This is a genomic window from Pantoea sp. PA1 (genome assembly GCF_056856975.1).
The window spans coordinates 78,616-98,425 of the sequence record NZ_JBXGEE010000008.1 but is presented as its reverse complement, the minus strand read 5'-3'; the positions used below and the strand labels follow the sequence as shown (position 1 = coordinate 98,425).

Below are 19,810 nucleotides of genomic sequence, written 5' to 3'. Positions count from 1 at the left end.
TCAGCTGAGGCTTCAAACCTCTTCCATTTTTCCCAGCAGTGCGCGCAGACGTTCCTGCCAGACGTGCTGCTCTTCTTTCAGGTGCTGATTTTCACGCATCAGCGCATCGTGGTTGCCCGCGACTTGTTGCGCATCGTTACGCAGTGAGTTGTTCTGCTCTTTCAGCTCTTCGATTTCCATCTGCAACAGGGTGATGGTATCAATCGCCTGCTGTACTTTCGCTTCCAGTTTCTCAAACACTTCAAATGACATCTTTCTGACCTCTCCTAAATTCCTGCAAGGCGTTGATGATGCCAGCGCTAGCCAGCAACGTTGTCCCGATTGTATGTACCCTCACCCCGCAAGTCCAGCAACGCGGGCGCGCCGGGCGTAGTCTGTAACACTTTTCAGTCTATGCCTGAATTTATGCTGTGCTCCGATCAACGGCACACAGAGATCCCTCCGCCACGCCCGCTATCCGGCGCATTTAAGGGCGAAAGAAAGCCGGAATACGCGAAAACGCGCATTTTTATGACACAGTACACAAAAAATGATTTCGCTATTTCTCGTTTATGTTCGTTAACGATAAATTCACACCAACCCTACAATAAAGCTGGGCGACTCATGGAATGAGAACAAAAACTGATAAAATTTAACCTCGCTTCAGGAACCACTATTATGAGTCAGACAACTAACACGCTCAAAGGTCAGTGTATTGCCGAATTTCTGGGGACAGGCTTGATTATTTTCTTCGGCGCGGGCTGTGTGGCCGCACTGAAACTCGCCGGTGCCGCATTCGGTCAGTGGGAAATCTGCATCATCTGGGGGCTGGGCGTTTCCATGGCCGCCTACCTCACCGCAGGCATTTCGGGTGCGCACCTGAACCCGGCCATTACCGTGGCGCTCTGCCTGTTTGCTAATTTTGAAGGACGTAAAGTTCTGCCCTACATCATCTCACAGGTTGCCGGCGCCTTTTGTGCCGCAGCGCTGGTCTATGGCCTCTACTACAGCCTCTTTATTGACTATGAGCAGAGCCATCAGATGGTGCGCGGTACGGTTGAGAGTCTCGACCTGGCGGGCATCTTCTCAACCTATCCTAACCCGCACATCGGTGTCGGTCAGGCATTCCTGGTTGAGATGGTCATCACGGCGGTACTGATGGCGGTCATTATGGGTCTGACGGATGACGGTAACGGCATCCCACGCGGCCCACTGGCACCCCTGCTGATCGGCCTGCTGGTCGCGGTAATTGGTGGCGCAATGGGTCCGCTGACCGGCTTTGCCCTGAACCCGGCACGTGATTTCGGACCGAAGATTTTCGCATGGCTGGCAGGCTGGGGTAACGTTGCCTTCACCGGCGGTCGTGACATCCCTTACTTCCTCGTACCGATTTTTGGCCCGCTGGTCGGTGCCTGCCTGGGTGCCGTAGGTTATCGCGCACTGATTGGCCGCTATCTGCCAGGCACCGCGAAGGAACCTGCCAGTGTTCCTGCAGACAAACCGGTTGCACGCGCTCAGCAGCGTAAAGCGTAAGTTTCACTTTTTATCATCAGGACTGAATTTATGACTACCACAGATAAAAAATACATTGTCGCGCTCGATCAGGGCACAACCAGTTCACGCGCCGTGATCCTCGATCATGACGCCAACATCGTCGCCGTCTCGCAGCGTGAATTTACCCAGATCTACCCGAAAGCGGGCTGGGTTGAGCATGATCCGATGGATATCTGGGCCTCTCAAAGCTCCACGCTGGTTGAAGTGCTGGCACACGCCGATATTCGCTCCGATGAAATTGCCGCTATCGGTATCACCAATCAGCGTGAAACCGCTATCGTCTGGGACAAAGAGACCGGTAAGCCGGTCTATAACGCCATCGTCTGGCAGGATCCCCGCACCGCCGACTACTGTAACAAACTGAAGAAAGAGGGACTGGAAGAGTATATCCAGCACACCACCGGTCTGGTGATTAACCCCTACTTCTCCGGCACCAAAGTGAAGTGGATCCTCGATAACGTTGAAGGCGCGCGTGAGCGTGCGAAACGTGGCGAGCTGCTGTTCGGCACCGTTGATACCTGGCTGGTCTGGAAAATGACCCAGGGCCGCGTACATATCACCGATTACACCAACGCCTCCCGTACCATGATGTTCAACATTCACAAGCTGGAGTGGGATCAGCGCCTGCTGGATATCCTGGATATCCCGCGTGAAATGCTGCCGGAAGTGAAATCGTCGTCTGAAGTCTATGGTCAGACCAACATCGGCGGTAAAGGCGGCACGCGTATTCCTATCGCCGGTATTGCCGGTGACCAGCAGGCGGCGCTCTATGGCCAGCTCTGCGTCCAGCCTGGCATGGCGAAAAATACCTACGGCACCGGCTGCTTTATGCTGATGAACACCGGTACTGAAGCGGTAACCTCAACGCATGGCCTGCTGACCACCATCGCCTGTGGCCCGCGTGGTGAAGTGAACTATGCGCTGGAAGGGGCGGTATTCATCGGGGGTGCCTCGATTCAGTGGCTGCGCGATGAGATGAAGCTGATCAGCGATGCCGCTGACTCTGAATACTTTGCGATGAAAGTGAAAGATACCAACGGCGTCTACATGGTACCGGCATTCACCGGTCTGGGCGCACCTTACTGGGACCCGTATGCCCGTGGCGCGATCTTCGGTCTGACGCGCGGTGCGAACGCTAACCACATCATCCGCGCCACGCTGGAGTCGATCGCTTATCAGACCCGCGACGTTCTGGAAGCGATGCAGAACGATGCGAACACCCGTCTGCAGGCGCTGCGTGTGGATGGGGGCGCGGTGGCCAACAACTTCCTGATGCAGTTCCAGTCTGACATCCTCGGCACCCGTGTTGAGCGTCCGGAAGTGCGTGAAGTCACGGCGCTGGGTTCAGCATATCTGGCGGGTCTGGCCGTCGGCTTCTGGCAGGATCTGGATGAAGTCCGTGCAAAATCGGTGATTGAGCGTGAGTTCCGCCCAAGCCTGGAAACCACCGAACGTAACTTCCGCTATGCCGGCTGGAAAAAAGCCGTCGCCCGCGCGCAGGCGTGGGAAGAAGAAGAGTAATACCGGGGCCCGCGACCGTCTGTGTCGCGGGCCTTTTCCCCGCCCCACTCTCCCGCTGTGTTACACTGCCTGTCTGTTTTTTGTCAGGCAGAGACCATGAAACGAGAACTTGCCATTGAATTTTCCCGCGTAACCGAAGCTGCCGCTCTGGCGGGCTATCACTGGTTAGGGCGCGGCGACAAAAATGCGGCCGATGGCGCGGCTGTTCATGCCATGCGTCACGTCCTCAACTCCATTGAGATCGACGGCCAGATTGTGATCGGCGAAGGCGAAATCGACGAAGCCCCGATGCTCTATATCGGTGAAAAGGTCGGCACCGGTCGCGGCGACGCGGTCGATATTGCGGTCGATCCGATTGAAGGCACCCGCATGACGGCGCTGGGTCAGGCTAACGCGCTGGCCGTCATGGCCGTGGGCGACAAGGGCAGTTTTCTCCACGCACCCGATATGTACATGGAGAAGCTGATTGTGGGGCCGGCCGCCCACGGGGCAATCGATCTCGACCTGCCGCTGGAAACCAACCTGCGTAATATCGCTATCGCGATGAACAAGCCGCTGTCGCAGTTAACCGTGTCGATTCTGGCAAAACCCCGCCATGACGCGGTGATTGGTCAGCTGCAGCAGCTGGGTGTGCGGGTCTTCACCTTCCCGGATGGCGACGTGGCCGCCTCCATTCTGACCTGCATGCCGGACAGCGAAGTGGATGTGATGTATGGCATCGGCGGTGCGCCGGAAGGCGTGGTCTCTGCGGCCGTCATCCGGGCGCTGGACGGCGATATGCAGGGCCGGCTGCTGGCGCGTCATCACGTTAAGGGCGACAGCGCGGAAAACCGTCTGCTCGGCGAGCAGGAGCTGCAGCGCTGTGCAGAGATGGGGATTGAGGCAGGGAAAAAGCTGACGCTGAGTGAGATGGCGCGCAACGACAACGTGGTCTTTGCCGCCACCGGCATTACCAGTGGCGAGCTGCTGAAAGGCATTACGCGTCAGGGCAATATCGCCACCAGCGAAACCCTGCTGATTCGCGGTAAATCACGCACCATCCGCCGTATCCAGTCGATTCACTATCTTGACCGCAAGGATCCGGCGCTTCATCCGTTTATCCTGTAACCGCCTGGTTGCCGCGCTCCGGCTGACGTGAGAGCGGCAACCAGCAGAGCAGCATCACCAGCGCCGTGAAGAACATCAGCATCCCCAGGCTGAACTGGTCGCGCTGCGGCATCATCGCTGACAGCCACGCGACCAGACCCGATCCCAGGTTCATCAGCCCGCCAATCAGCGCGCCCGCGCTACCCGCCAGCCAGGCATAAGGCTCCATAGCGCCAGAGGTTGCCAGCGGAAAAAGCATACCGGCACCAAAAAAGAAGAGCGCGGCTGGCACCAGCAGGGTCCAGATATTCATCACGCCGAACCACGCCGGGATCCACATCAGAATGCCCGCCAGCAGGCAGCTGTTCACGCCCCACCACATCAGGCTATGCCAGGAGCCCTGCTCGCGGCCGGCAAACCAGGCGCCAAAGAAGGCCGCCGGAATCGGCAGAATAAACAGGATACTGACAGTCAGGCTGTGCAGGCCCAGCACGCCGCCCAGTAATACACCGCAGCTCGACTCAAATACCGCAATTCCGGCGAGCGCGCCAATCAGCAGCACGATGTAGCGGACGAAATTCGCGTCGCTGAGCAGACGGGCGTAGCGTTTAAAGAAGGGCGTCACTTCTGCACTCTGCGGCCGGGTCTCCGGCAGCCAGCGCGCCATCGCACCGGTTACCGTCAGGCAGAGCAGCAGCAGGAAGGCAAAGCAGGCATGCCAGCCAAAGAGCTGGGTCAGCAGCGCACCAATCACCGGCGCCAGCAGCGGGCTGACCAGAATGCCCATATTCAGCAGGCTGTTAGCACGGCGCAGCGCGTGACCCTCATAAAGATCGCGCGGCATGGTGCGGGCCATCACGCCAGCCACGCCGGTTCCCAGCCCCTGCACGGCGCTGCCAAGCACCAGCATATCCAGCGAGGTCGCCATCAGCGCGGTCACCGCCCCGATCATAAAGATCAGCATGCCTGCCAGGATCACCGGGCGCCGCCCCACGCTGTCCGACAGCGGGCCGTAGATCAGTTGCGATCCGCCATAGGTCATCAGATAGGCCGCCATCACGCGTTGCAGCGCGCCATCCCGCACGTTCAGCGCATCGGCCATTACCGCCATAGCCGGAACATAAATGGTCTGCGCCATCTGACCCACGGCCACCAGCACAATCAGCATCACCAGCAGCGGGCGATTTTCCAGTTTCGTCATCATGGTTATACAAAATATCTTTCTGTGAAAGGAGGTTAAAACAGCGGTTCACCCGCCGGACATCTTATTATGGCGGGCAAAATATCAGGATTAGGTGACAAAGCGAGAGGCAGACGAAAAGGTCCTGGCTTGCGCCTGTCAAGTTTATGCACCAGCCTGTAAAGGGAATGCAACGGTTTGTCGATTCGAGCCTTTGCGAGGGCGCAGGCTGGCAATAGCGCCGGGCAGCCGCGAAAATAGTGACCTGCCTGAATCATCAACAACCAGGGAGTGAGTATGGCTGAGTGGGTCAATGCTGAAGTAAAGGAAGTCAAAAACTGGACGGATGCGCTGTTCAGTCTGCGGGTGACGGCACCGGTCGATCCCTTTATCGCCGGGCAATTTGCCAAACTGGCGCTGGAAATTGAGGGGGAACGCGTGCAGCGCGCTTACTCCTACGTCAACGCGCCGAAAGATGATCTGCTGGAGTTCTATCTGGTTACGGTGCCAGAGGGCAAGCTCAGCCCGCATCTGCAGGCCCTCCAGCCAGGCGATCAGGTGATGGTCACCAAAGAAGCCGCGGGCTTCTTTGTGCTGGATGAGGTTCCGCCGTGCAGGACGCTGTGGATGCTGGCGACCGGCACCGCTATTGGTCCTTACCTGTCGATGCTGCAGCAGGGCGAAGGGCTGGAACGCTTTGAAAATATCGTGCTGGTGCATGCCGCGCGTTATGCGGCCGACCTGAGTTTTTTACCGCTGATGCAGCAGCTGCAGCAGCGTTATCAGGGTCAGCTACAGATTCAGACGGTGGTAAGTCGCGAAGAGATTGCCGGTTCGCTGACTGGCCGGGTACCTGCGCTGATTGAGAATGGCGAGCTGGAGCGGGCCACCGGTCTGACACTGGATGCAGAGAGCAGCCATGTGATGCTGTGCGGTAACCCGCAGATGGTGCGTGATACTCAGCAACTCCTGAAAGAGACACGTGAGATGCGCAAACACCTTAAGCGTAAGCCGGGGCATATCACCAGCGAACATTACTGGTGAGCCGTTGAGCGGTATCGCACCGGCTGGGTCGCCGGGCCAAACCGGTTAGCGCCGGGGGAGCCGCGAAAAACGCCGAGGTCGAGCAGCAGGCCCGCCAGTAAAACAAAGGGAATGGCGCGTCCCAGCAGCCAGGGCAGGATGCCCGCCAGCATGCTCCAGTTCCCCACCACCAGCAGCCAGGCCACGATCACCAGCAACCCCCAGTAGCCGGGACGATCGCGATCGTGCAGCCGTTTGACGATCACCGCGCTGGCAGGCCACAGCAGGCAGACCACGCCAAAGGCCGCCATCTGGGTATCGAGCCAGTCGTTAGCCGCCAGCACGAAGAGCAGTGTCGTTGTCAGCAGCCAGACCGCCTGCCAGATCCAGAAATCACGTCGTCCCAGCCGGCCGCGCCAGGAAAAACACCATTGTTGTAACGTCATGCTTTATCATCCGGAAAAGAGAGCTGCCGCGCTTTTGACCTCGCGGATAAAAACCGTTTTAATTTGCGCCTGAGTTTACGGGACAGGATCGACAAAATGAAGAATTTGCCTGGCGCACTGCTGTTATCGTTTGCGCTGACGGTTCCGGTCTTTGCCGCCGATCCGCCACCGCAGGAGCGGACCGATGCGTTGCCTCCCGCCCCCTATCTGCTGGCGGGTGCGCCCACCTTTGATATGACTATCGGCCAGTTTCGCGAAAAGTATAATCTGGCCAATGCCGCGCTCATCCTGCCGGAGTATCGCGCTATTGATAATCGCGGTGACAAAAGCAACCTGACGCGGGCTGCCAGCAAAATCAATGAGACGCTCTACGCCTCTACGGCGCTGGAGCCCGGCACCGGCAAAATCAAAACGTTGCAGATTACCTGGCTGCCGTTACCTGGCCCGGATCAGAGCGCCTCGCAGCAAAAGGCGCTGGCCTACATGACCGCCCTGCTGCGCTTCTTTGTGCCGGGATTAAGTGCCGAAGAGGGGCGTAAAAAGCTGGAGGCGTTGCTGAATGCTGGCAAGGATTCACCCTACTATGCGCAGGTCGACGGCGCGCTGCGATTTGTCGTCTCTGACAGCGGTGACAAGGGGCTGACCTTTGCGATTGAGCCGGTCAAACTGGCGCTCGCCAGCCCCTGATGATGTGGCCGAAAATGACGAAAAGCAAAGCCATCGCAACATTTGATCTCTATACTGTCTGGCAGACAACGCTGCCGGCTGGCAGCGATTTTTCATGTATCGCGTTATGCGGAGGATAGAATGCGACATCCACTGGTTATGGGTAACTGGAAGTTGAATGGCAGCAAGCAGATCACAGCTGAACTGATCGCCGGTCTGCGCAAGGAACTGTCTGGCGTTGACGGTTGTGGCGTTGCCATTGCACCGCCGGCACTCTATCTCGAGCAGGCAAAACACGCCCTCTCCGGTAGTCACATTGCACTGGGTGCACAGAACGCAGACGTTAACCTGTCTGGTGCCTTCACCGGTGAAGTTTCCGCAGAGATGCTGAAAGATATCGGCGCGAAATATATCATTATCGGCCACTCAGAGCGTCGTACTTACCACAAAGAGAGCGACGAGTTCATCGCGAAGAAATTCGCGGTGCTGAAGTCAGTGGGTCTGGTTCCCGTGCTCTGCATCGGTGAAACCGAAGCAGAAAACGAAGCGGGTAAAACCGAAGAAGTCTGCGCTCGTCAGCTGGATGCCGTGCTGGAAACCCAGGGCGCTGAAGCGTTCAATGGTGCGGTCATCGCCTATGAGCCCGTCTGGGCTATCGGTACCGGTAAATCGGCGACCCCTGCGCAGGCTCAGGCCGTGCACAAATTCATCCGTGACCACATCGCGAAGAAAGATGCGGCAGTCGCGGAGCAGGTCATCATTCAGTACGGCGGCTCCGTTAACGACAAAAATGCGGCAGAGCTGTTCACCCAGCCTGACATCGATGGTGCGCTGGTTGGCGGTGCGTCACTGAAAGCTGACGCGTTTGCGGTCATCGTGAAAGCGGCGGCGGCGGCAAAAAGCGCCTAAGCGTTGATACACAGATTAAAGGCGGCTTAAGCCGCCTTTTTTATGGGCGCAATCAGCTGGCAGCTATGATCCTGCACCTCCTCCGCCGACCCGCTATTCAGCAGCAGCCAGTTTCGCTCTATCGCCATCAGCACCAGTCGCCCGTCGCTTAACTGCGCCAGCGCCAGTCCATATTTCCCCATCTCTGTGCGCGCCTGTGGCCGCTCACTGGCCAGACGGATAAAGGCACTCTGCTGCGCCAGTTCGGCTGGCGTCAGGGCACGCAGCCAGTAGTGATGCTGACGCAGCGTGCTGCGCTGCCACTGGCCGTTAAGCTGCGGCGTCAGCGTATCGAGTTGCCGACGCACATCGGGGCGCAGGCAGGAGAGGTGAATATGAAGCTGGTTCTGGGTGCGGCCATACTCTGAATTAATAGCCAGCGACAGAACCCGGTCGTCAATCGGCGAGCCATGCCGCTGGGCTAACAGATAGCGTTCATGCCAGGCAAAGGCAAAATAGTTGGGTGTGGCTGGCTGAAGTAAGCGCGGGCTTTCTATGCCCGTGATCCTGTCGAGCGGAATCAGCAGAAACTGCAATGGCCCATGGATATCTTTCAGCATGGCATAACGATGTGGCCGATCGACACGCTGACAGGGCGCAGGGTTGCCACTGCTCTGCTGGTGGGGCACACATTTCTCGCTGACGATCTGCCACAGCGCATCACTGTTCTTTTTAAAATGCAGTGCGGCCGCCAGCATCCCCGCAATGACCAGCACCAGCAGGATCGCCATCCCGCGGGCTGCATGACGGTGTATCGGCATAACAACGCTTCCTGAGTGGCTTCGCAGCCTGCATCCTCGCCTGGCGGGAAAAGAATGTCACGGGGAATTCTGGCTGATAGCGCAGCAGGGGTGGAGAAGAGAGAGGTGTCGCGTTAAGCGGTCAGCGCAGAGATGCGCTGACCGCCATGCCTTACGGTTTCATGACCTGGTCATAGCTGCCGCCATCGGCGAAGTGGGCTTTCTGAGCCTGTGTCCAGCCACCAAACTTGTCCTGAATGGTGAACAGTTTCACGGGCGCAAAGGTGCTGGAAAATTTCTTCGCAATCTCAGCATCACGCGGACGGTAGTAGTTCTGCGCGGCAATCGTCTGGCCTTCCGGCGAGTAGAGGTATTTCAGATAGGCGTCCGCAACCTTACGCGTACCCTTTTCGTCCACCACCTTATCGACTACCGACACGGTCGGCTCAGCCAGAATGGATTCACTCGGCGTCACAATCTCGAACTTATCTTTGCCCAGCTTGTTCACCGCCAGATAGGCTTCGTTTTCCCAGGCGATGAGGACGTCACCAATGCCGCGCTCAACGAAGGTGTTGGTCGCGCCACGCGCACCGGAATCCTGCACCTCAACGTTTTTAAACAGCGCTCTGACGTAAGCCAGCGCTTTAGCCTGATCGCCATTGTTGTGATCCAGCGCCCAGCCCCAGGCCGCCAGATAGTTCCAGCGTGCCCCGCCGGAGGTTTTCGGGTTAGGGGTGATGACAGAGACACCTGGTTTGATCAGGTCGCTCCAGTCATGAATGCCTTTGGGATTGCCTTTGCGTACCAGGAAGACAATGGTCGAGGTGTAAGGGGCGGAGTTATCCGGCAGACGCTGAAGCCAGTTTTTATCAATACGCCCGCGTTCTGCAATGGCATCGACATCGGATTGCAGGGCCAGCGTCACCACATCTGCCCGGATGCCGTTAATTACGGAGGTTGCCTGCTTGCCGGAGCCGCCATGGGACTGACGCACCACGACGTTATCGCCGGTTTCCTGTTTGTAGTGCGCACTGAACGCTTTATTGTACTGTTCGTACAGCTCACGCGTTGGATCGTAGGACACGTTAAGCAGCTGAATGTCTTTTGCCAGAACGCTGGTTGAGGCCAGCAACAGGGTAACGCCGATACTCCACTTGTTCATTACGCACTCTCCCAATGTCGTTATGGGCGTAGCGTGACATAAACCAATACAGAGCTTAAAGAATTAAAAATAAGTGGTTATAACTGTGGGGAATATAGGCTGGCGATGCCGGGGCGTGCGGTAACGCACACCCCGGCAGAGGGATCAGTAGAGTTTTTTCGCGGTGTCGAGCCAGTCACGCTTAAACGGACGCTTCATGTTTTCAATCGCGTCAATGATGTCGTGATGCACCATCTTCTCATTCTGAATACCAACACAACGACCGCCATAGCCCTGCATCAGCAGCTCAATGGAGTAAGCGCCCATGCGTGACGCCAGAATACGGTCATAGGCACAGGGCGCGCCACCACGCTGAATATGGCCCAGCACGGTGGAACGGGTTTCGCGTTTGGTTTCTGTTTCGATAAAGCGCGCCAGATCGTCGATATCGCAGATATGTTCGGTAATCGCCACGATAGCGTGCTTTTTCCCTTTGGCGATGCCCGCTTTGATTTCCGCAACCAGCTCTTCACGGGTATAAGGGAATTCCGGCAGCACGATGAACTCACAGCCACCCGCAATGGCCGCCGCCAGCGTCAGGTCGCCGCAGTAGCGGCCCATCACTTCAACGATGGAGATACGCTGATGCGACGAAGAGGTATCACGCAGGCGGTCAATGGCCTCCACCACGGTTTCCAGCGCCGTAAAGTAACCGATGGTGTAATCCGTTCCGGCAACGTCGTTGTCGATGGTGCCCGGTAAGCCGATGCAGGGGAAGCCCATTTCGGTCAGACGTTTCGCCCCCATGTAGGAGCCATCGCCGCCGATCACCACCAGCGCGTCAATGCCGCGCTTTTTCATGTTCTCGATGGCCACCTGGCGAATATCTTCATTACGGAATTCAGGAAAGCGCGCAGAACCCAGGAAGGTGCCGCCGCGGTTGATCATGTCGGAGACGCTGTAGCGATCGAGATTGATCATGCGGTCTTCGTACAATCCCAGATAGCCATCATAGATCCCAAAAACTTCCAGTCCTTCACTCAGCGCGGAACGCACGACTCCACGAATAGCTGCGTTCATGCCTGGGGCGTCACCGCCGCTGGTTAATACACCAATTTTTTTGATCATGACAACCTCTGGATTTTTAAAACGAAGGGTTAATCCTGCCTGTCGATCGCTGCTGAACATCATTAAAGGCCAGCGCGACATGTGATGGCAGATAGTATATCAAAGGCTTGCTGCTGAATTGATTCAGGTCAGACAACTTTTCACTATTTTTTGCAGCAATGTTAGCGTTACGTCGTCCCTTACGTATCAAATTGATTCGTTTAGGTTAAAAACCTGGAGAATCCTCCTTCTCGAACGGTACCACAGAACAGGGGTCCTGATGGATAATTACGTCTGACCCGGGAAAGGCGTCGCGTAATGCCCTCTCAACCTGATCGGCCACACGGTGCGCCTGCACCAGAGGTAGCTGGTCTTCAAGCTCCAGATGCAGCTGAATAAATTTTGTCGGGCCGGACTGGCGGGTACGCAGATCGTGCACCCCCTGCACCTGCGGCCAGTTCGTTGCCAGCGTCAGAATCTGCTGACGCTCCTCTTCCGGCAATGCGCGATCCAGCAGGGACTGCACTGCGTCGTAGCCCATACGCAACGCGCTGTAGAGAATAAAAATGCCGATTCCCAGCGCGAACAGGGCATCTGCCCTTGCAAAACCATAGCTGCTCAGCACCAGGGCGATCAGAATCGCGCCATTCATAATCACATCGGACTGATAGTGCAGCATGTCAGCCCGAATGGCCTGACTGCGGGTTTTTCGCACCACCCAGCGCTGAAAGGCCACCAGTAACAGGGTTGAACTCAGCGCGACAACCGTCACCACAATCCCGACACCAGGAGCCCGCAGAACATCCGGCGACGCCAGATGTTGCAGGCCGGTCAGGAACAGAAACAGCGCCGAGCCTGAAATAAACATGCTCTGAGCCAGTGCCGCCAGCGATTCCGCTTTACCGTGCCCGAACGTATGGTCTTCATCGGCGGGCTGCAGCGCATAACGCACCACCAGCAGATTCGTGAGCGACGCGGCAATATCAACCAGCGAGTCCACCAGCGAAGCGAGCAGACTCACCGAACCGGTGTACCACCAGGCAAAGATTTTCACGATCAACAGCACCGACGCGAGAAGGGTAGCGGCCAGCGCAGCACGCTTTACCAGTCGGCCATAAGAGGGTTGCATGCCGGATCCCCTGCAGCCCATCATCAGATGAGGCGTATTCAGATGGAAGAAAGGCTGAAGTTTAACACCCTGAGGCGGGTAGTGCTTAGCAGGAGGCGCAACGGAGAGAGGTTCTTTACAGCGGGGGCAACCGATAAAAACAAGCCCCGGCCTTTGAAAAAGGACGGGGCAGCGTGTCATACACATCAGTTACATCAGTGCCAGACCCTCAGGTTCAGGTCTGTTCAGGAAACGTTGCAGCTGTTATTTTTTGCCGCCTTTCTTACCGGCTTCTGATGCTTTTTCACGATCGTTTTTAAAGTTTCCGCCGCCGCTGTTCTGGCCGCCTTTTTTACCGGCTTCAGAGGCCTTTTGCGGATTATCTGCGAAATTACCTGAACCACCACGATGCTCTGCCATAATTTACTCCGTTAATAGATTCATTCGGGATTACATAATGTGGTTGTTGCTCCCTGAGACTTCGCGAAATCACTTCACTTCCCTGCGGTGACAGGATTAAGTGTAGATAAAGCCAGGGCGCCAGCAAGCGCAACGGTAAAATCGCTATCTTACTGAAATATAGTATTTATTTTTCCGACCAGACGAATAAATATACTCTTTTCAACGGGTTAAAATATTTTTTCCCTGTTTTGCCCTGCCGGTGCGCTTAAACGCATCCAGAACCCCGGTCAGTTCATCTTTCAGCAACTAAAAGCCGGTAAAGGGCCAACAGCGCTAACAAAACCGGGGTTTTGTTGTGCGGTGATGATTCGGGTCAAAACAGAAAAAGTGAAAAATAGATAAAAAAAACCCCCGCCATCATGGCGGGGGAAGACAGGGATGTGTCTATGGCAAGGAAAACAGGGATACTATGTTACTGGTTACTGCTGGTACTACTCACTGCCTGCAGCGATGAGGCCGACTGCAAATTCGAAAACTGGCGCAGCTCGTTCAGCCGCCGCTGGTAGTTCTTCTGTAACGTGGCCTGCTGGGCCGGCGTTAACAGCTGAAACATCTGATTCTGTACGCGTGCCATCTCAACCTGCTGTTCAACCTGAACTCTGGCGATAATTTCCGCTCTGTTGCGGATGGCCGCTTCGTTAAACTGGTCTGCAGTCACTAACTCATGAAGTGCTGCGATATCGTCAATATGAACCACCGGGCGATCATGTCGGGCCTGTTGCATCAGGTCACGCATCTGCTGACGTTGCTCTTCCGTCAGCTCAATGCCATCGAACATGTGGCTTTGCGGATTTTGCGTCATACTGCCTGTCGGAAATCCGCCATGATGCATCTCGTCAATCGTCGTCGCATCTTTAGCACCTGCACTGGCGATACTCAGGGTCATCGCTGAGGCAAGGACGACGGCGGTTAATTTGCGCATCGTGTACTCCAATTCGTTCCGTTTTGCGATTCAACGAGAGCCAGTGTACGGCGACAGCTGCAAACATCCGTCAGGGGGTGTAAAACTACGTAAAGCGATGGATAGGTGCGCCAGGAACACGGTATTTTGCCTGCGGAGGGCTACAAAAATGAATAAAATCCTGTTGGTAGATGACGACCGCGAATTAACTTCGCTTTTGAAAGAACTGTTAGAAATGGAAGGGTTTGAAGTGGTAGTGGCCAGCGATGGTGAACAAGCGCTGAACCTGCTCGACAACTCTATTGATCTGCTTTTACTGGATGTCATGATGCCGAAGAAAAACGGTATCGACACCCTGAAAGAACTGCGACAGCAACATCAGACTCCCGTCATCATGCTGACCGCGCGCGGCAGCGAGCTGGATCGCGTGCTGGGCCTCGAACTAGGCGCAGATGACTATCTGCCTAAGCCGTTTAACGATCGTGAACTGGTGGCCCGTATCCGCGCGATTCTGCGGCGTTCGAACTGGAGTGAACAGCAGCAGCAACACGATAACAGCTCACCGACTCTGGAAGTGGACTGCCTGCGTCTCAATCCCGGTCGTCAGGAGGCCAGCTTTGATGATGTAACGCTGGATCTGACCGGCACGGAATTTACCCTGCTCTATCTGCTGGCGCAGCATCTGGGCCAGGTGGTCTCACGCGAACACCTGAGTCAGGAAGTGCTGGGCAAGCGTCTGACGCCGTTTGACCGCGCCATTGATATGCATATCTCCAATCTGCGTCGCAAGCTGCCTGAGCGTCGTGATGGCCATCCCTGGTTTAAAACGTTACGTGGCCGCGGCTATCTGATGGTTTCGGCATCATGATTGGCAGTCTGACCACCCGCATCTTCGCTATCTTCTGGTTAACCCTGGCGCTGGTGCTGATGCTGGTGCTCATGGTGCCCAAACTCGATTCACGTCAGATGACCTCGCTGCTGGAAAGTGAACAGCGGCAGGGCATCATGATTGAGCAGCACGTCGAAGCCGAGCTGTCACAGGATCCCCCTAACGATCTGATGTGGTGGCGTCGTCTGTTTCGTGCCGTCGAAAAATGGGCACCGCCGGGTCAGCGGCTGCTGTTAGTCACCAGCGAAGGTCGGGTGATCGGCGCACAACATAACGAAATGCAGGTGATCCGTAACTTTATCGGCCAGTCTGACAATGCCGATCATCCGCAGAAAAAGAAATATGGTCGGGTGGAGCTGGTCGGGCCTTTCTCCGTGCAGGATGGCGAAGACAACTACCAGCTTTACATGATCCGTCCCGCCAACAGCTCCCAGCTCGATTTTGTTAATCTGCTGTTTGACCGCCCGTTACTGCTGCTTATCGTGACGATGCTGATCAGCTCCCCGCTGTTGCTGTGGCTGGCCTGGAGCCTGGCGCGTCCGGCGCGTAAGCTGAAATATGCCGCCGATGAGGTGGCGAGCGGAAACCTGCGCCAGCATCCGGAACTGGAGTCAGGCCCGCAGGAGTTTCTGGCCGCCGGGTCGAGCTTCAACCAGATGGTGAGTGCGCTGGAGCGGATGATGACCGGTCAGCAGCGCCTGCTATCGGACATCAGTCATGAACTTCGTACGCCGCTGACCCGCCTGCAACTGGCAACCGCACTGCTGCGTCGTCGCCAGGGTGAAAGTAAAGAGCTGGGACGCATTGAGATGGAGGCGCAACGCCTTGATGGCATGATCAACGACCTGCTGGTGCTCTCGCGCACACAGCACAAGAATGCGCTGGTCAGCGAAGCGATGAAGGCCAATCAGTTGTGGAATGGGGTGCTGGAAGATGCCCGTTTCGAAGCTGAGCAGATGGGTAAGAAGATGGATATCCCCTATCCTCCGGGCCCGTGGCCGCTCTATGGCAATCCGCACGCTCTGGAGAGTGCGCTCGAAAATATCGTGCGCAATGCGCTGCGCTATTCACACACTCACATCAGCGTCAGCTTCTCCGTCGATATTTCCGGTATCACGGTTCATGTCGATGATGATGGTCCTGGCGTAAGCCCGGAAGATCGGGAACAGATTTTCCGTCCCTTTTACCGGACCGATGAAGCGCGCGATCGCGAATCGGGCGGCACCGGGCTGGGCCTGGCCATTGTCGACACGGCCGTGCAGCAGCATCGCGGCTGGGTGAAAGCCGATGACAGCCCACTGGGCGGTCTGAGACTGACCCTCTGGTTACCGCTCTACTCCTCCGGTCGTCAATAATTTGTTATGCTTCGGCCCCTGTCATCGGGGGCCTTAATGCTTAACATTGTCTTGTTTGAACCAGAAATTCCGCCGAATACCGGCAATATCATCCGCCTGTGCGCCAACAGTGGCTTTCAGCTTCACCTGATCCAGCCGCTTGGCTTCGCCTGGGATGACAAGCGCTTACGCCGCGCCGGGCTGGATTACCATGAATTTACGGCCATCAGATTCCATGCGGATTATGCGGCGTTTCTCGCCTCAGAGGCACCACAGCGTCTGTTTGCGCTGACGACCAAAGGGACACCTGCACACAGTGCTGTGACGTATCAGGCGGGCGATTATCTGCTGTTCGGACCGGAAAGCCGTGGGCTGCCGGCTGAGATCCTGGCGGCGTTACCGGCGCAGCAGAAAATCCGCATCCCGATGCGGGCAGAAAGCCGCAGCATGAACCTGTCGAACGCCGTTTCGGTGGTGGTGTATGAAGCGTGGCGCCAGCTGGATTATGCCGGCGCGCTGATTAAGGACTAGATGCCGTCGCCGAACTGAAAACCCGCTAGGCTGCCGTTGAAGTGCTGATCCATATCCATTGATGGCTTATCGCTGCCTGGCTTGCCGACGATACGGGCGGGTACGCCTGCTGCCGTGGTGTGCGGCGGCACAGGCTGCAACACCACTGAACCGGCACCGATTTTTGCCCCCCGGCCCACTTCAATGTTGCCGAGCACTTTCGCACCGGCTCCAATCATGACCCCTTCACGGATTTTAGGATGACGGTCGCCGCTGGTCTTACCGGTGCCGCCCAGCGTCACCGACTGCAGGATAGAGACATCGTTCTCCACGACTGCAGTTTCACCAATCACGATGCCTGTGGCGTGGTCGAGCATGATACCGTGACCGATGCTGGCAGCGGGATGAATGTCGACTGCAAACGAGACGGAGATTTCATTCTGCAGATAAACCGCCAGCGCACGACGGCCCTCATTCCACAACCAGTGGCCGATGCGGTACGCCTGCAGGGCGTGAAACCCTTTAAGGTAGAGCAGCGGGGTGGAGTATTTATCGACTGCCGGGTCGCGCTGACGCACCGCCTGAATATCGTAAGCCGCTGACAGTATCATCGACGGATCTTCACGGTAGGCTTCTTCAACGATTTCACGGATGGCGATGGCGGGCATAATCGGATTTGCCAGCTTGTTAGCCAGCATATAACTCAGTGCGCTACCGAGATTTTCATGCTTAAGCAATGTCGCGTGAAAGAAGCTGGCCAGCATCGGCTCACAATCAGCCAGGGCTCGCGCTTCTGCTTTGATATTATTCCAGACCAGTTCTAACTCATCAGACGACATTGCTGCTTTCTCCCGATAAAAAAAGCGCCTGAATGGGCGCTGCAGGTGATGATGCTACGCGTCCTGCGTTAGCCAGTGCTGTTTTCGTCCTTCCTTGTTCGTCCCAGCAGGCTCAATGCTGCATCTCTCGCCGGTTTTTCGCAATACAGCACCTGATAAATCTGCTCGGTAATCGGCATTTCCACACCGAATCTTGAAGCCAACGCTTTGACTTCTTTGGTGTTTCTGTAGCCCTCTACAACTTGTCCGATAATGCGTTGCGCGCTATCTACATCTTCGCCCTGACCCAGCATCATGCCAAACCGGCGATTGCGCGACTGATTGTCCGTGCAGGTCAGGACCAGATCGCCCAGGCCCGCCATCCCCATAAAGGTGGTGGGATCGGCACCCAGTGCAGCACCAAGCCGGCTCATCTCAGCCAGTCCACGGGTGATCAGTGCGGTTCGCGCGTTGGCGCCAAATCCGATACCGTCAGAAATGCCGGCTCCGATAGCAATCACGTTTTTCACCGCGCCGCCCAGCTGGACACCGACAAAATCGGGGTTGTTATAAACGCGGAAACTTTTACCGCAGTGCAGCTTCAGCTGCAGATCGTCAGCAAACTGCGCATCCGTGGCGGCCAGCGCGATAGCCGTCGGTAAGCCTGCGGCCAGCTCTTTGGCGAAGGTCGGCCCGGAGATCACGGCCAGCGGGATGGACTCGCCCAGAATCTCACGCGCCACATCCTGCAGCAGGCGTCCGGTCTCTTTTTCCAGCCCTTTGGTCGCCCAGACAATCCGCGAGTCAGACCGCAGATGCGGCTTTATCTGTTGCAGTACGTCGCCAAAGACATGACTCGGCACCACGATCAATATGTCGCGGCTGGCTGCAATGGCTTTTTGCAGGTCGGGTTCAGGAGAGAGGTTATCGGGAAACGGAACGTCAGGAAGGAAAGCCGTGTTGCAGCGGTCGGTCTGAAGCTGCGCCAGATGCGCCGGGTTATGTCCCCACAACAGTACCGGATGGCCATTACGGGCCAGCGTAATCGCCAGAGCGGTGCCGTAGGAGCCGGCACCGATGACGCTAATCGAAGCGTGAGTGGTCATCAGGCATCCTGATGTTGTTGAGCACCTTCTTCACCCTGCTGCTGCTGCAGATAGTTCATGAACAGTGCATCAAAGTTGACCGGTGCCAGGTTCAGCTGCGGGAAGGTGCCACGTGATACCAGGCTGGTAATGCATTCACGGGCATACGGGAACAGGATGTTCGGGCAGTAAGCCCCCAGGCAATGTGCCATCTGCGTTCCTTCGATACCGCTGATGGTGAAGATACCGGCCTGCTGAACTTCACACAGGAAAGCGGTCTCTTCACCCACGTTGGCGGTTACAGTCACACGAAGTACCACTTCGTAAACATCGTCAGCCAGCTGAGAAGATGCAGTATCCAGATCCAGTTTAACGTCCGGTTCCCACTCTTTCTGGAAAACCTGCGGGGCATTAGGCGCTTCAAAAGAGATATCTTTTGTGAAGACGCGCTGAATCTGGAATTGCATTTCGTTCGTGTTATGTTCTGACATGTGACCAAATCCTATGTATGAGATTGTCCGGCGTAAACTTACGCCTGCAGTAAGGGATCTAAACCTTCGCGATTATCGAGTGCGAATAAGTCATCGCAGCCGCCAATGTGCTGCGCATCAATAAAAATCTGAGGCACGGTGGTGCGGCCACTACGCTTGATCATCTCTTCGCGTTTCGCCATGTCTCCATCAATGGGGATCTCCTGGAACGACACGCCTTTTTGCGTTAACAGCGCTTTCGCCCGATGGCAGTAAGGACAGGTGGCCTTGGTGTACATTTCAACATTTGCCATGCTACGCACCTCTGTCAGGTTACAGGTTATTTACCGCGAACTAACGGCAGATTTTCGCCGCTCCAGCCGCTGATGCCATCTTTCAGAACAAAGACCTGCGGGAAGCCAGCAGCACTCAGATGTGCAGCGGAATCAGACGCGCTTTGTCCGGTTGCACATACCACAATTATGGGCTGCGCTTTGTGCTTTTCCAGTTCGTCTGCGTTGCCTTTTTTAATCTCAGCGGCTGCCACATTCAGCGCACCTGAAATATGCCCTCTGCGAAAATCGTCGCGCGAACGCACGTCGACAACCACCGCGTCCTCTTTGTTAATCAGGCGGGTCGCTTCACCGCGGCTGATCGTTTTTACCTTAGAGAACATTCCTTTAACGGTAGTCACAATCACCAGAATGAGTAAAACGACCCATGCGAGACTCAGGATGGGGTGATTGCTTGCAAACTGCATAATTTCTTGCATGAGGGGTAACGACTCCAGACCGGGCTAATAAGCTAAAACAAGGGTTCTGAGTATACCTGCGCCACTTCGC

Annotated in this window: 23 protein-coding genes; 9 read left to right on the top strand and 14 right to left on the bottom strand. The window is 56.3% G+C overall.

The window, feature by feature from the left end:
* Positions 1 to 12 precede the first annotated feature (12 nt).
* On the bottom strand, positions 13 to 252 hold the full coding sequence (zapB, locus tag AC1V0D_RS20915) for a cell division protein ZapB (protein ID WP_003851242.1): 240 nt from the start codon (positions 250 to 252) through the stop codon (positions 13 to 15).
* 405 nt (positions 253 to 657) lie between these two features.
* Here zapB and AC1V0D_RS20910 point away from each other — a divergent pair, with 405 nt between their 5' ends.
* From AC1V0D_RS20910 to glpX, 3 genes are all read left to right on the top strand, one after another.
* Entirely contained in the window at positions 658 to 1,512 is an 855-nt protein-coding gene (locus tag AC1V0D_RS20910; RefSeq protein WP_009088034.1) for an MIP/aquaporin family protein, read from the top strand.
* Positions 1,513 to 1,542: 30 nt separating this feature from the next.
* Positions 1,543 to 3,054 carry a glycerol kinase GlpK gene (glpK, locus tag AC1V0D_RS20905; RefSeq protein ID WP_009088036.1) on the top strand — a complete coding sequence of 504 codons (1,512 nt, stop codon included), beginning with the start codon at positions 1,543 to 1,545 and terminating at the stop codon, positions 3,052 to 3,054.
* 96 nt (positions 3,055 to 3,150) lie between these two features.
* Positions 3,151 to 4,161, top strand: coding sequence for a class II fructose-bisphosphatase (gene glpX, locus AC1V0D_RS20900; RefSeq protein WP_058957357.1), 1,011 nt, complete (start codon positions 3,151 to 3,153; stop codon positions 4,159 to 4,161).
* Here the strand turns inward: glpX and emrD are convergent.
* Positions 4,151 to 5,344 (bottom strand): multidrug efflux MFS transporter EmrD, encoded by a 1,194-nt coding sequence (emrD, locus tag AC1V0D_RS20895; RefSeq protein WP_084690423.1) that lies wholly within the window; start codon positions 5,342 to 5,344, stop codon positions 4,151 to 4,153. The genes glpX and emrD overlap by 11 nt on opposite strands.
* A gap of 273 nt (positions 5,345 to 5,617) precedes the next feature.
* On the opposite strand from emrD, the gene fpr reads away from it, so the two are divergent.
* Positions 5,618 to 6,364, top strand: coding sequence for a ferredoxin--NADP(+) reductase (gene fpr / locus AC1V0D_RS20890; protein ID WP_009088043.1), 747 nt, complete (start codon positions 5,618 to 5,620; stop codon positions 6,362 to 6,364).
* Here fpr and AC1V0D_RS20885 read toward each other — a convergent pair.
* Complete coding sequence (locus tag AC1V0D_RS20885) at positions 6,355 to 6,789, bottom strand: DUF805 domain-containing protein (protein ID WP_009088044.1); 435 nt, start codon at positions 6,787 to 6,789, stop codon at positions 6,355 to 6,357. The genes fpr and AC1V0D_RS20885 overlap by 10 nt on opposite strands.
* A gap of 96 nt (positions 6,790 to 6,885) precedes the next feature.
* On the opposite strand from AC1V0D_RS20885, the gene AC1V0D_RS20880 reads away from it, so the two are divergent.
* Together AC1V0D_RS20880 and tpiA are read left to right on the top strand one after the other, a co-directional pair.
* Positions 6,886 to 7,476, top strand: coding sequence for a DUF1454 family protein (locus tag AC1V0D_RS20880; RefSeq protein ID WP_009088047.1), 591 nt, complete (start codon positions 6,886 to 6,888; stop codon positions 7,474 to 7,476).
* A 120-nt stretch (positions 7,477 to 7,596) separates the two neighbouring features.
* Positions 7,597 to 8,364, top strand: coding sequence for a triose-phosphate isomerase (tpiA, locus tag AC1V0D_RS20875; RefSeq protein WP_009088051.1), 768 nt, complete (start codon positions 7,597 to 7,599; stop codon positions 8,362 to 8,364).
* A gap of 26 nt (positions 8,365 to 8,390) precedes the next feature.
* Here tpiA and AC1V0D_RS20870 read toward each other — a convergent pair whose 3' ends face one another.
* The 6 genes from AC1V0D_RS20870 to cpxP form a co-directional block, all read right to left on the bottom strand.
* A complete protein-coding gene (locus tag AC1V0D_RS20870; RefSeq protein WP_167432373.1) occupies positions 8,391 to 9,164 on the bottom strand; it encodes a CDP-diacylglycerol diphosphatase in 774 nt (257 codons plus the stop codon).
* Between the two features lie 151 nt (positions 9,165 to 9,315).
* The gene (locus tag AC1V0D_RS20865) at positions 9,316 to 10,305 is read right to left on the bottom strand and encodes a sulfate ABC transporter substrate-binding protein (RefSeq protein ID WP_009088055.1); all 990 of its coding nucleotides are present in this window, start codon (positions 10,303 to 10,305) and stop codon (positions 9,316 to 9,318) included.
* A 144-nt stretch (positions 10,306 to 10,449) separates the two neighbouring features.
* On the bottom strand, positions 10,450 to 11,412 hold the full coding sequence (pfkA, locus tag AC1V0D_RS20860) for a 6-phosphofructokinase (RefSeq protein ID WP_009088057.1): 963 nt from the start codon (positions 11,410 to 11,412) through the stop codon (positions 10,450 to 10,452).
* A gap of 205 nt (positions 11,413 to 11,617) precedes the next feature.
* Positions 11,618 to 12,520: a CDF family cation-efflux transporter FieF gene (fieF, locus tag AC1V0D_RS20855; RefSeq protein WP_009088059.1), complete on the bottom strand. Its 903-nt coding sequence runs from the start codon at positions 12,518 to 12,520 to the stop codon at positions 11,618 to 11,620.
* 243 nt (positions 12,521 to 12,763) lie between these two features.
* Positions 12,764 to 12,919 carry a con-10 family general stress protein gene (locus AC1V0D_RS20850; protein ID WP_003851267.1) on the bottom strand — a complete coding sequence of 52 codons (156 nt, stop codon included), beginning with the start codon at positions 12,917 to 12,919 and terminating at the stop codon, positions 12,764 to 12,766.
* 454 nt (positions 12,920 to 13,373) lie between these two features.
* Entirely contained in the window at positions 13,374 to 13,883 is a 510-nt protein-coding gene (gene cpxP / locus AC1V0D_RS20845; RefSeq protein WP_046100843.1) for a cell-envelope stress modulator CpxP, read from the bottom strand.
* Between the two features lie 148 nt (positions 13,884 to 14,031).
* Here cpxP and cpxR point away from each other — a divergent pair, with 148 nt between their 5' ends.
* Genes cpxR through trmL form a run of 3 tightly spaced genes read left to right on the top strand, consistent with a single transcriptional unit; the run spans position 14,032 to position 16,616 of the window.
* On the top strand, positions 14,032 to 14,730 hold the full coding sequence (cpxR, locus tag AC1V0D_RS20840; RefSeq protein WP_009088062.1) for an envelope stress response regulator transcription factor CpxR: 699 nt from the start codon (positions 14,032 to 14,034) through the stop codon (positions 14,728 to 14,730).
* Positions 14,727 to 16,106 (top strand): envelope stress sensor histidine kinase CpxA, encoded by a 1,380-nt coding sequence (cpxA, locus tag AC1V0D_RS20835; RefSeq protein WP_009088064.1) that lies wholly within the window; start codon positions 14,727 to 14,729, stop codon positions 16,104 to 16,106. Before cpxR ends, cpxA begins: the two co-directional genes overlap by 4 nt.
* A gap of 36 nt (positions 16,107 to 16,142) precedes the next feature.
* On the top strand, positions 16,143 to 16,616 hold the full coding sequence (gene trmL, locus AC1V0D_RS20830; protein ID WP_482907998.1) for a tRNA (uridine(34)/cytosine(34)/5-carboxymethylaminomethyluridine(34)-2'-O)-methyltransferase TrmL: 474 nt from the start codon (positions 16,143 to 16,145) through the stop codon (positions 16,614 to 16,616).
* On the opposite strand, the gene cysE is transcribed toward trmL, so the two are convergent.
* From cysE to AC1V0D_RS20805, 5 genes are all read right to left on the bottom strand, one after another.
* Entirely contained in the window at positions 16,613 to 17,434 is an 822-nt protein-coding gene (cysE, locus tag AC1V0D_RS20825) for a serine O-acetyltransferase (protein WP_009088067.1), read from the bottom strand. The genes trmL and cysE overlap by 4 nt on opposite strands.
* Before the next feature lie 68 nt (positions 17,435 to 17,502).
* Positions 17,503 to 18,519 (bottom strand): NAD(P)H-dependent glycerol-3-phosphate dehydrogenase, encoded by a 1,017-nt coding sequence (gpsA, locus tag AC1V0D_RS20820; protein ID WP_009088068.1) that lies wholly within the window; start codon positions 18,517 to 18,519, stop codon positions 17,503 to 17,505.
* On the bottom strand, positions 18,519 to 18,989 hold the full coding sequence (gene secB, locus AC1V0D_RS20815; RefSeq protein WP_009088070.1) for a protein-export chaperone SecB: 471 nt from the start codon (positions 18,987 to 18,989) through the stop codon (positions 18,519 to 18,521). The genes gpsA and secB overlap by 1 nt, the downstream gene beginning before the upstream one ends.
* 38 nt (positions 18,990 to 19,027) lie before the next feature.
* The gene (grxC, locus tag AC1V0D_RS20810; RefSeq protein ID WP_008926942.1) at positions 19,028 to 19,282 is read right to left on the bottom strand and encodes a glutaredoxin 3; all 255 of its coding nucleotides are present in this window, start codon (positions 19,280 to 19,282) and stop codon (positions 19,028 to 19,030) included.
* A gap of 26 nt (positions 19,283 to 19,308) precedes the next feature.
* Positions 19,309 to 19,740 (bottom strand): rhodanese-like domain-containing protein, encoded by a 432-nt coding sequence (locus AC1V0D_RS20805; protein ID WP_140029944.1) that lies wholly within the window; start codon positions 19,738 to 19,740, stop codon positions 19,309 to 19,311.
* Positions 19,741 to 19,810: the final 70 nt, after the last annotated feature.

Bases quoted from the DNA above. Each gene is read 5' to 3' on its own strand.
- zapB (WP_003851242.1), bottom strand. From the start codon at position 252: ATGTCATTTGAAGTGTTTGAGAAACTGGAAGCGAAAGTACAGCAGGCG.
- AC1V0D_RS20910 (WP_009088034.1), top strand. From the start codon at position 658: ATGAGTCAGACAACTAACACGCTCAAAGGTCAGTGTATTGCCGAATTT.
- glpK (WP_009088036.1), top strand. From the start codon at position 1,543: ATGACTACCACAGATAAAAAATACATTGTCGCGCTCGATCAGGGCACA.
- glpX (WP_058957357.1), top strand. From the start codon at position 3,151: ATGAAACGAGAACTTGCCATTGAATTTTCCCGCGTAACCGAAGCTGCC.
- emrD (WP_084690423.1), bottom strand. From the start codon at position 5,344: ATGATGACGAAACTGGAAAATCGCCCGCTGCTGGTGATGCTGATTGTG.
- fpr (WP_009088043.1), top strand. From the start codon at position 5,618: ATGGCTGAGTGGGTCAATGCTGAAGTAAAGGAAGTCAAAAACTGGACG.
- AC1V0D_RS20885 (WP_009088044.1), bottom strand. From the start codon at position 6,789: ATGACGTTACAACAATGGTGTTTTTCCTGGCGCGGCCGGCTGGGACGA.
- AC1V0D_RS20880 (WP_009088047.1), top strand. From the start codon at position 6,886: ATGAAGAATTTGCCTGGCGCACTGCTGTTATCGTTTGCGCTGACGGTT.
- tpiA (WP_009088051.1), top strand. From the start codon at position 7,597: ATGCGACATCCACTGGTTATGGGTAACTGGAAGTTGAATGGCAGCAAG.
- AC1V0D_RS20870 (WP_167432373.1), bottom strand. From the start codon at position 9,164: ATGCCGATACACCGTCATGCAGCCCGCGGGATGGCGATCCTGCTGGTG.
- AC1V0D_RS20865 (WP_009088055.1), bottom strand. From the start codon at position 10,305: ATGAACAAGTGGAGTATCGGCGTTACCCTGTTGCTGGCCTCAACCAGC.
- pfkA (WP_009088057.1), bottom strand. From the start codon at position 11,412: ATGATCAAAAAAATTGGTGTATTAACCAGCGGCGGTGACGCCCCAGGC.
- fieF (WP_009088059.1), bottom strand. From the start codon at position 12,520: ATGCAACCCTCTTATGGCCGACTGGTAAAGCGTGCTGCGCTGGCCGCT.
- AC1V0D_RS20850 (WP_003851267.1), bottom strand. From the start codon at position 12,919: ATGGCAGAGCATCGTGGTGGTTCAGGTAATTTCGCAGATAATCCGCAA.
- cpxP (WP_046100843.1), bottom strand. From the start codon at position 13,883: ATGCGCAAATTAACCGCCGTCGTCCTTGCCTCAGCGATGACCCTGAGT.
- cpxR (WP_009088062.1), top strand. From the start codon at position 14,032: ATGAATAAAATCCTGTTGGTAGATGACGACCGCGAATTAACTTCGCTT.
- cpxA (WP_009088064.1), top strand. From the start codon at position 14,727: ATGATTGGCAGTCTGACCACCCGCATCTTCGCTATCTTCTGGTTAACC.
- trmL (WP_482907998.1), top strand. From the start codon at position 16,143: ATGCTTAACATTGTCTTGTTTGAACCAGAAATTCCGCCGAATACCGGC.
- cysE (WP_009088067.1), bottom strand. From the start codon at position 17,434: ATGTCGTCTGATGAGTTAGAACTGGTCTGGAATAATATCAAAGCAGAA.
- gpsA (WP_009088068.1), bottom strand. From the start codon at position 18,519: ATGACCACTCACGCTTCGATTAGCGTCATCGGTGCCGGCTCCTACGGC.
- secB (WP_009088070.1), bottom strand. From the start codon at position 18,989: ATGTCAGAACATAACACGAACGAAATGCAATTCCAGATTCAGCGCGTC.
- grxC (WP_008926942.1), bottom strand. From the start codon at position 19,282: ATGGCAAATGTTGAAATGTACACCAAGGCCACCTGTCCTTACTGCCAT.
- AC1V0D_RS20805 (WP_140029944.1), bottom strand. From the start codon at position 19,740: ATGCAAGAAATTATGCAGTTTGCAAGCAATCACCCCATCCTGAGTCTC.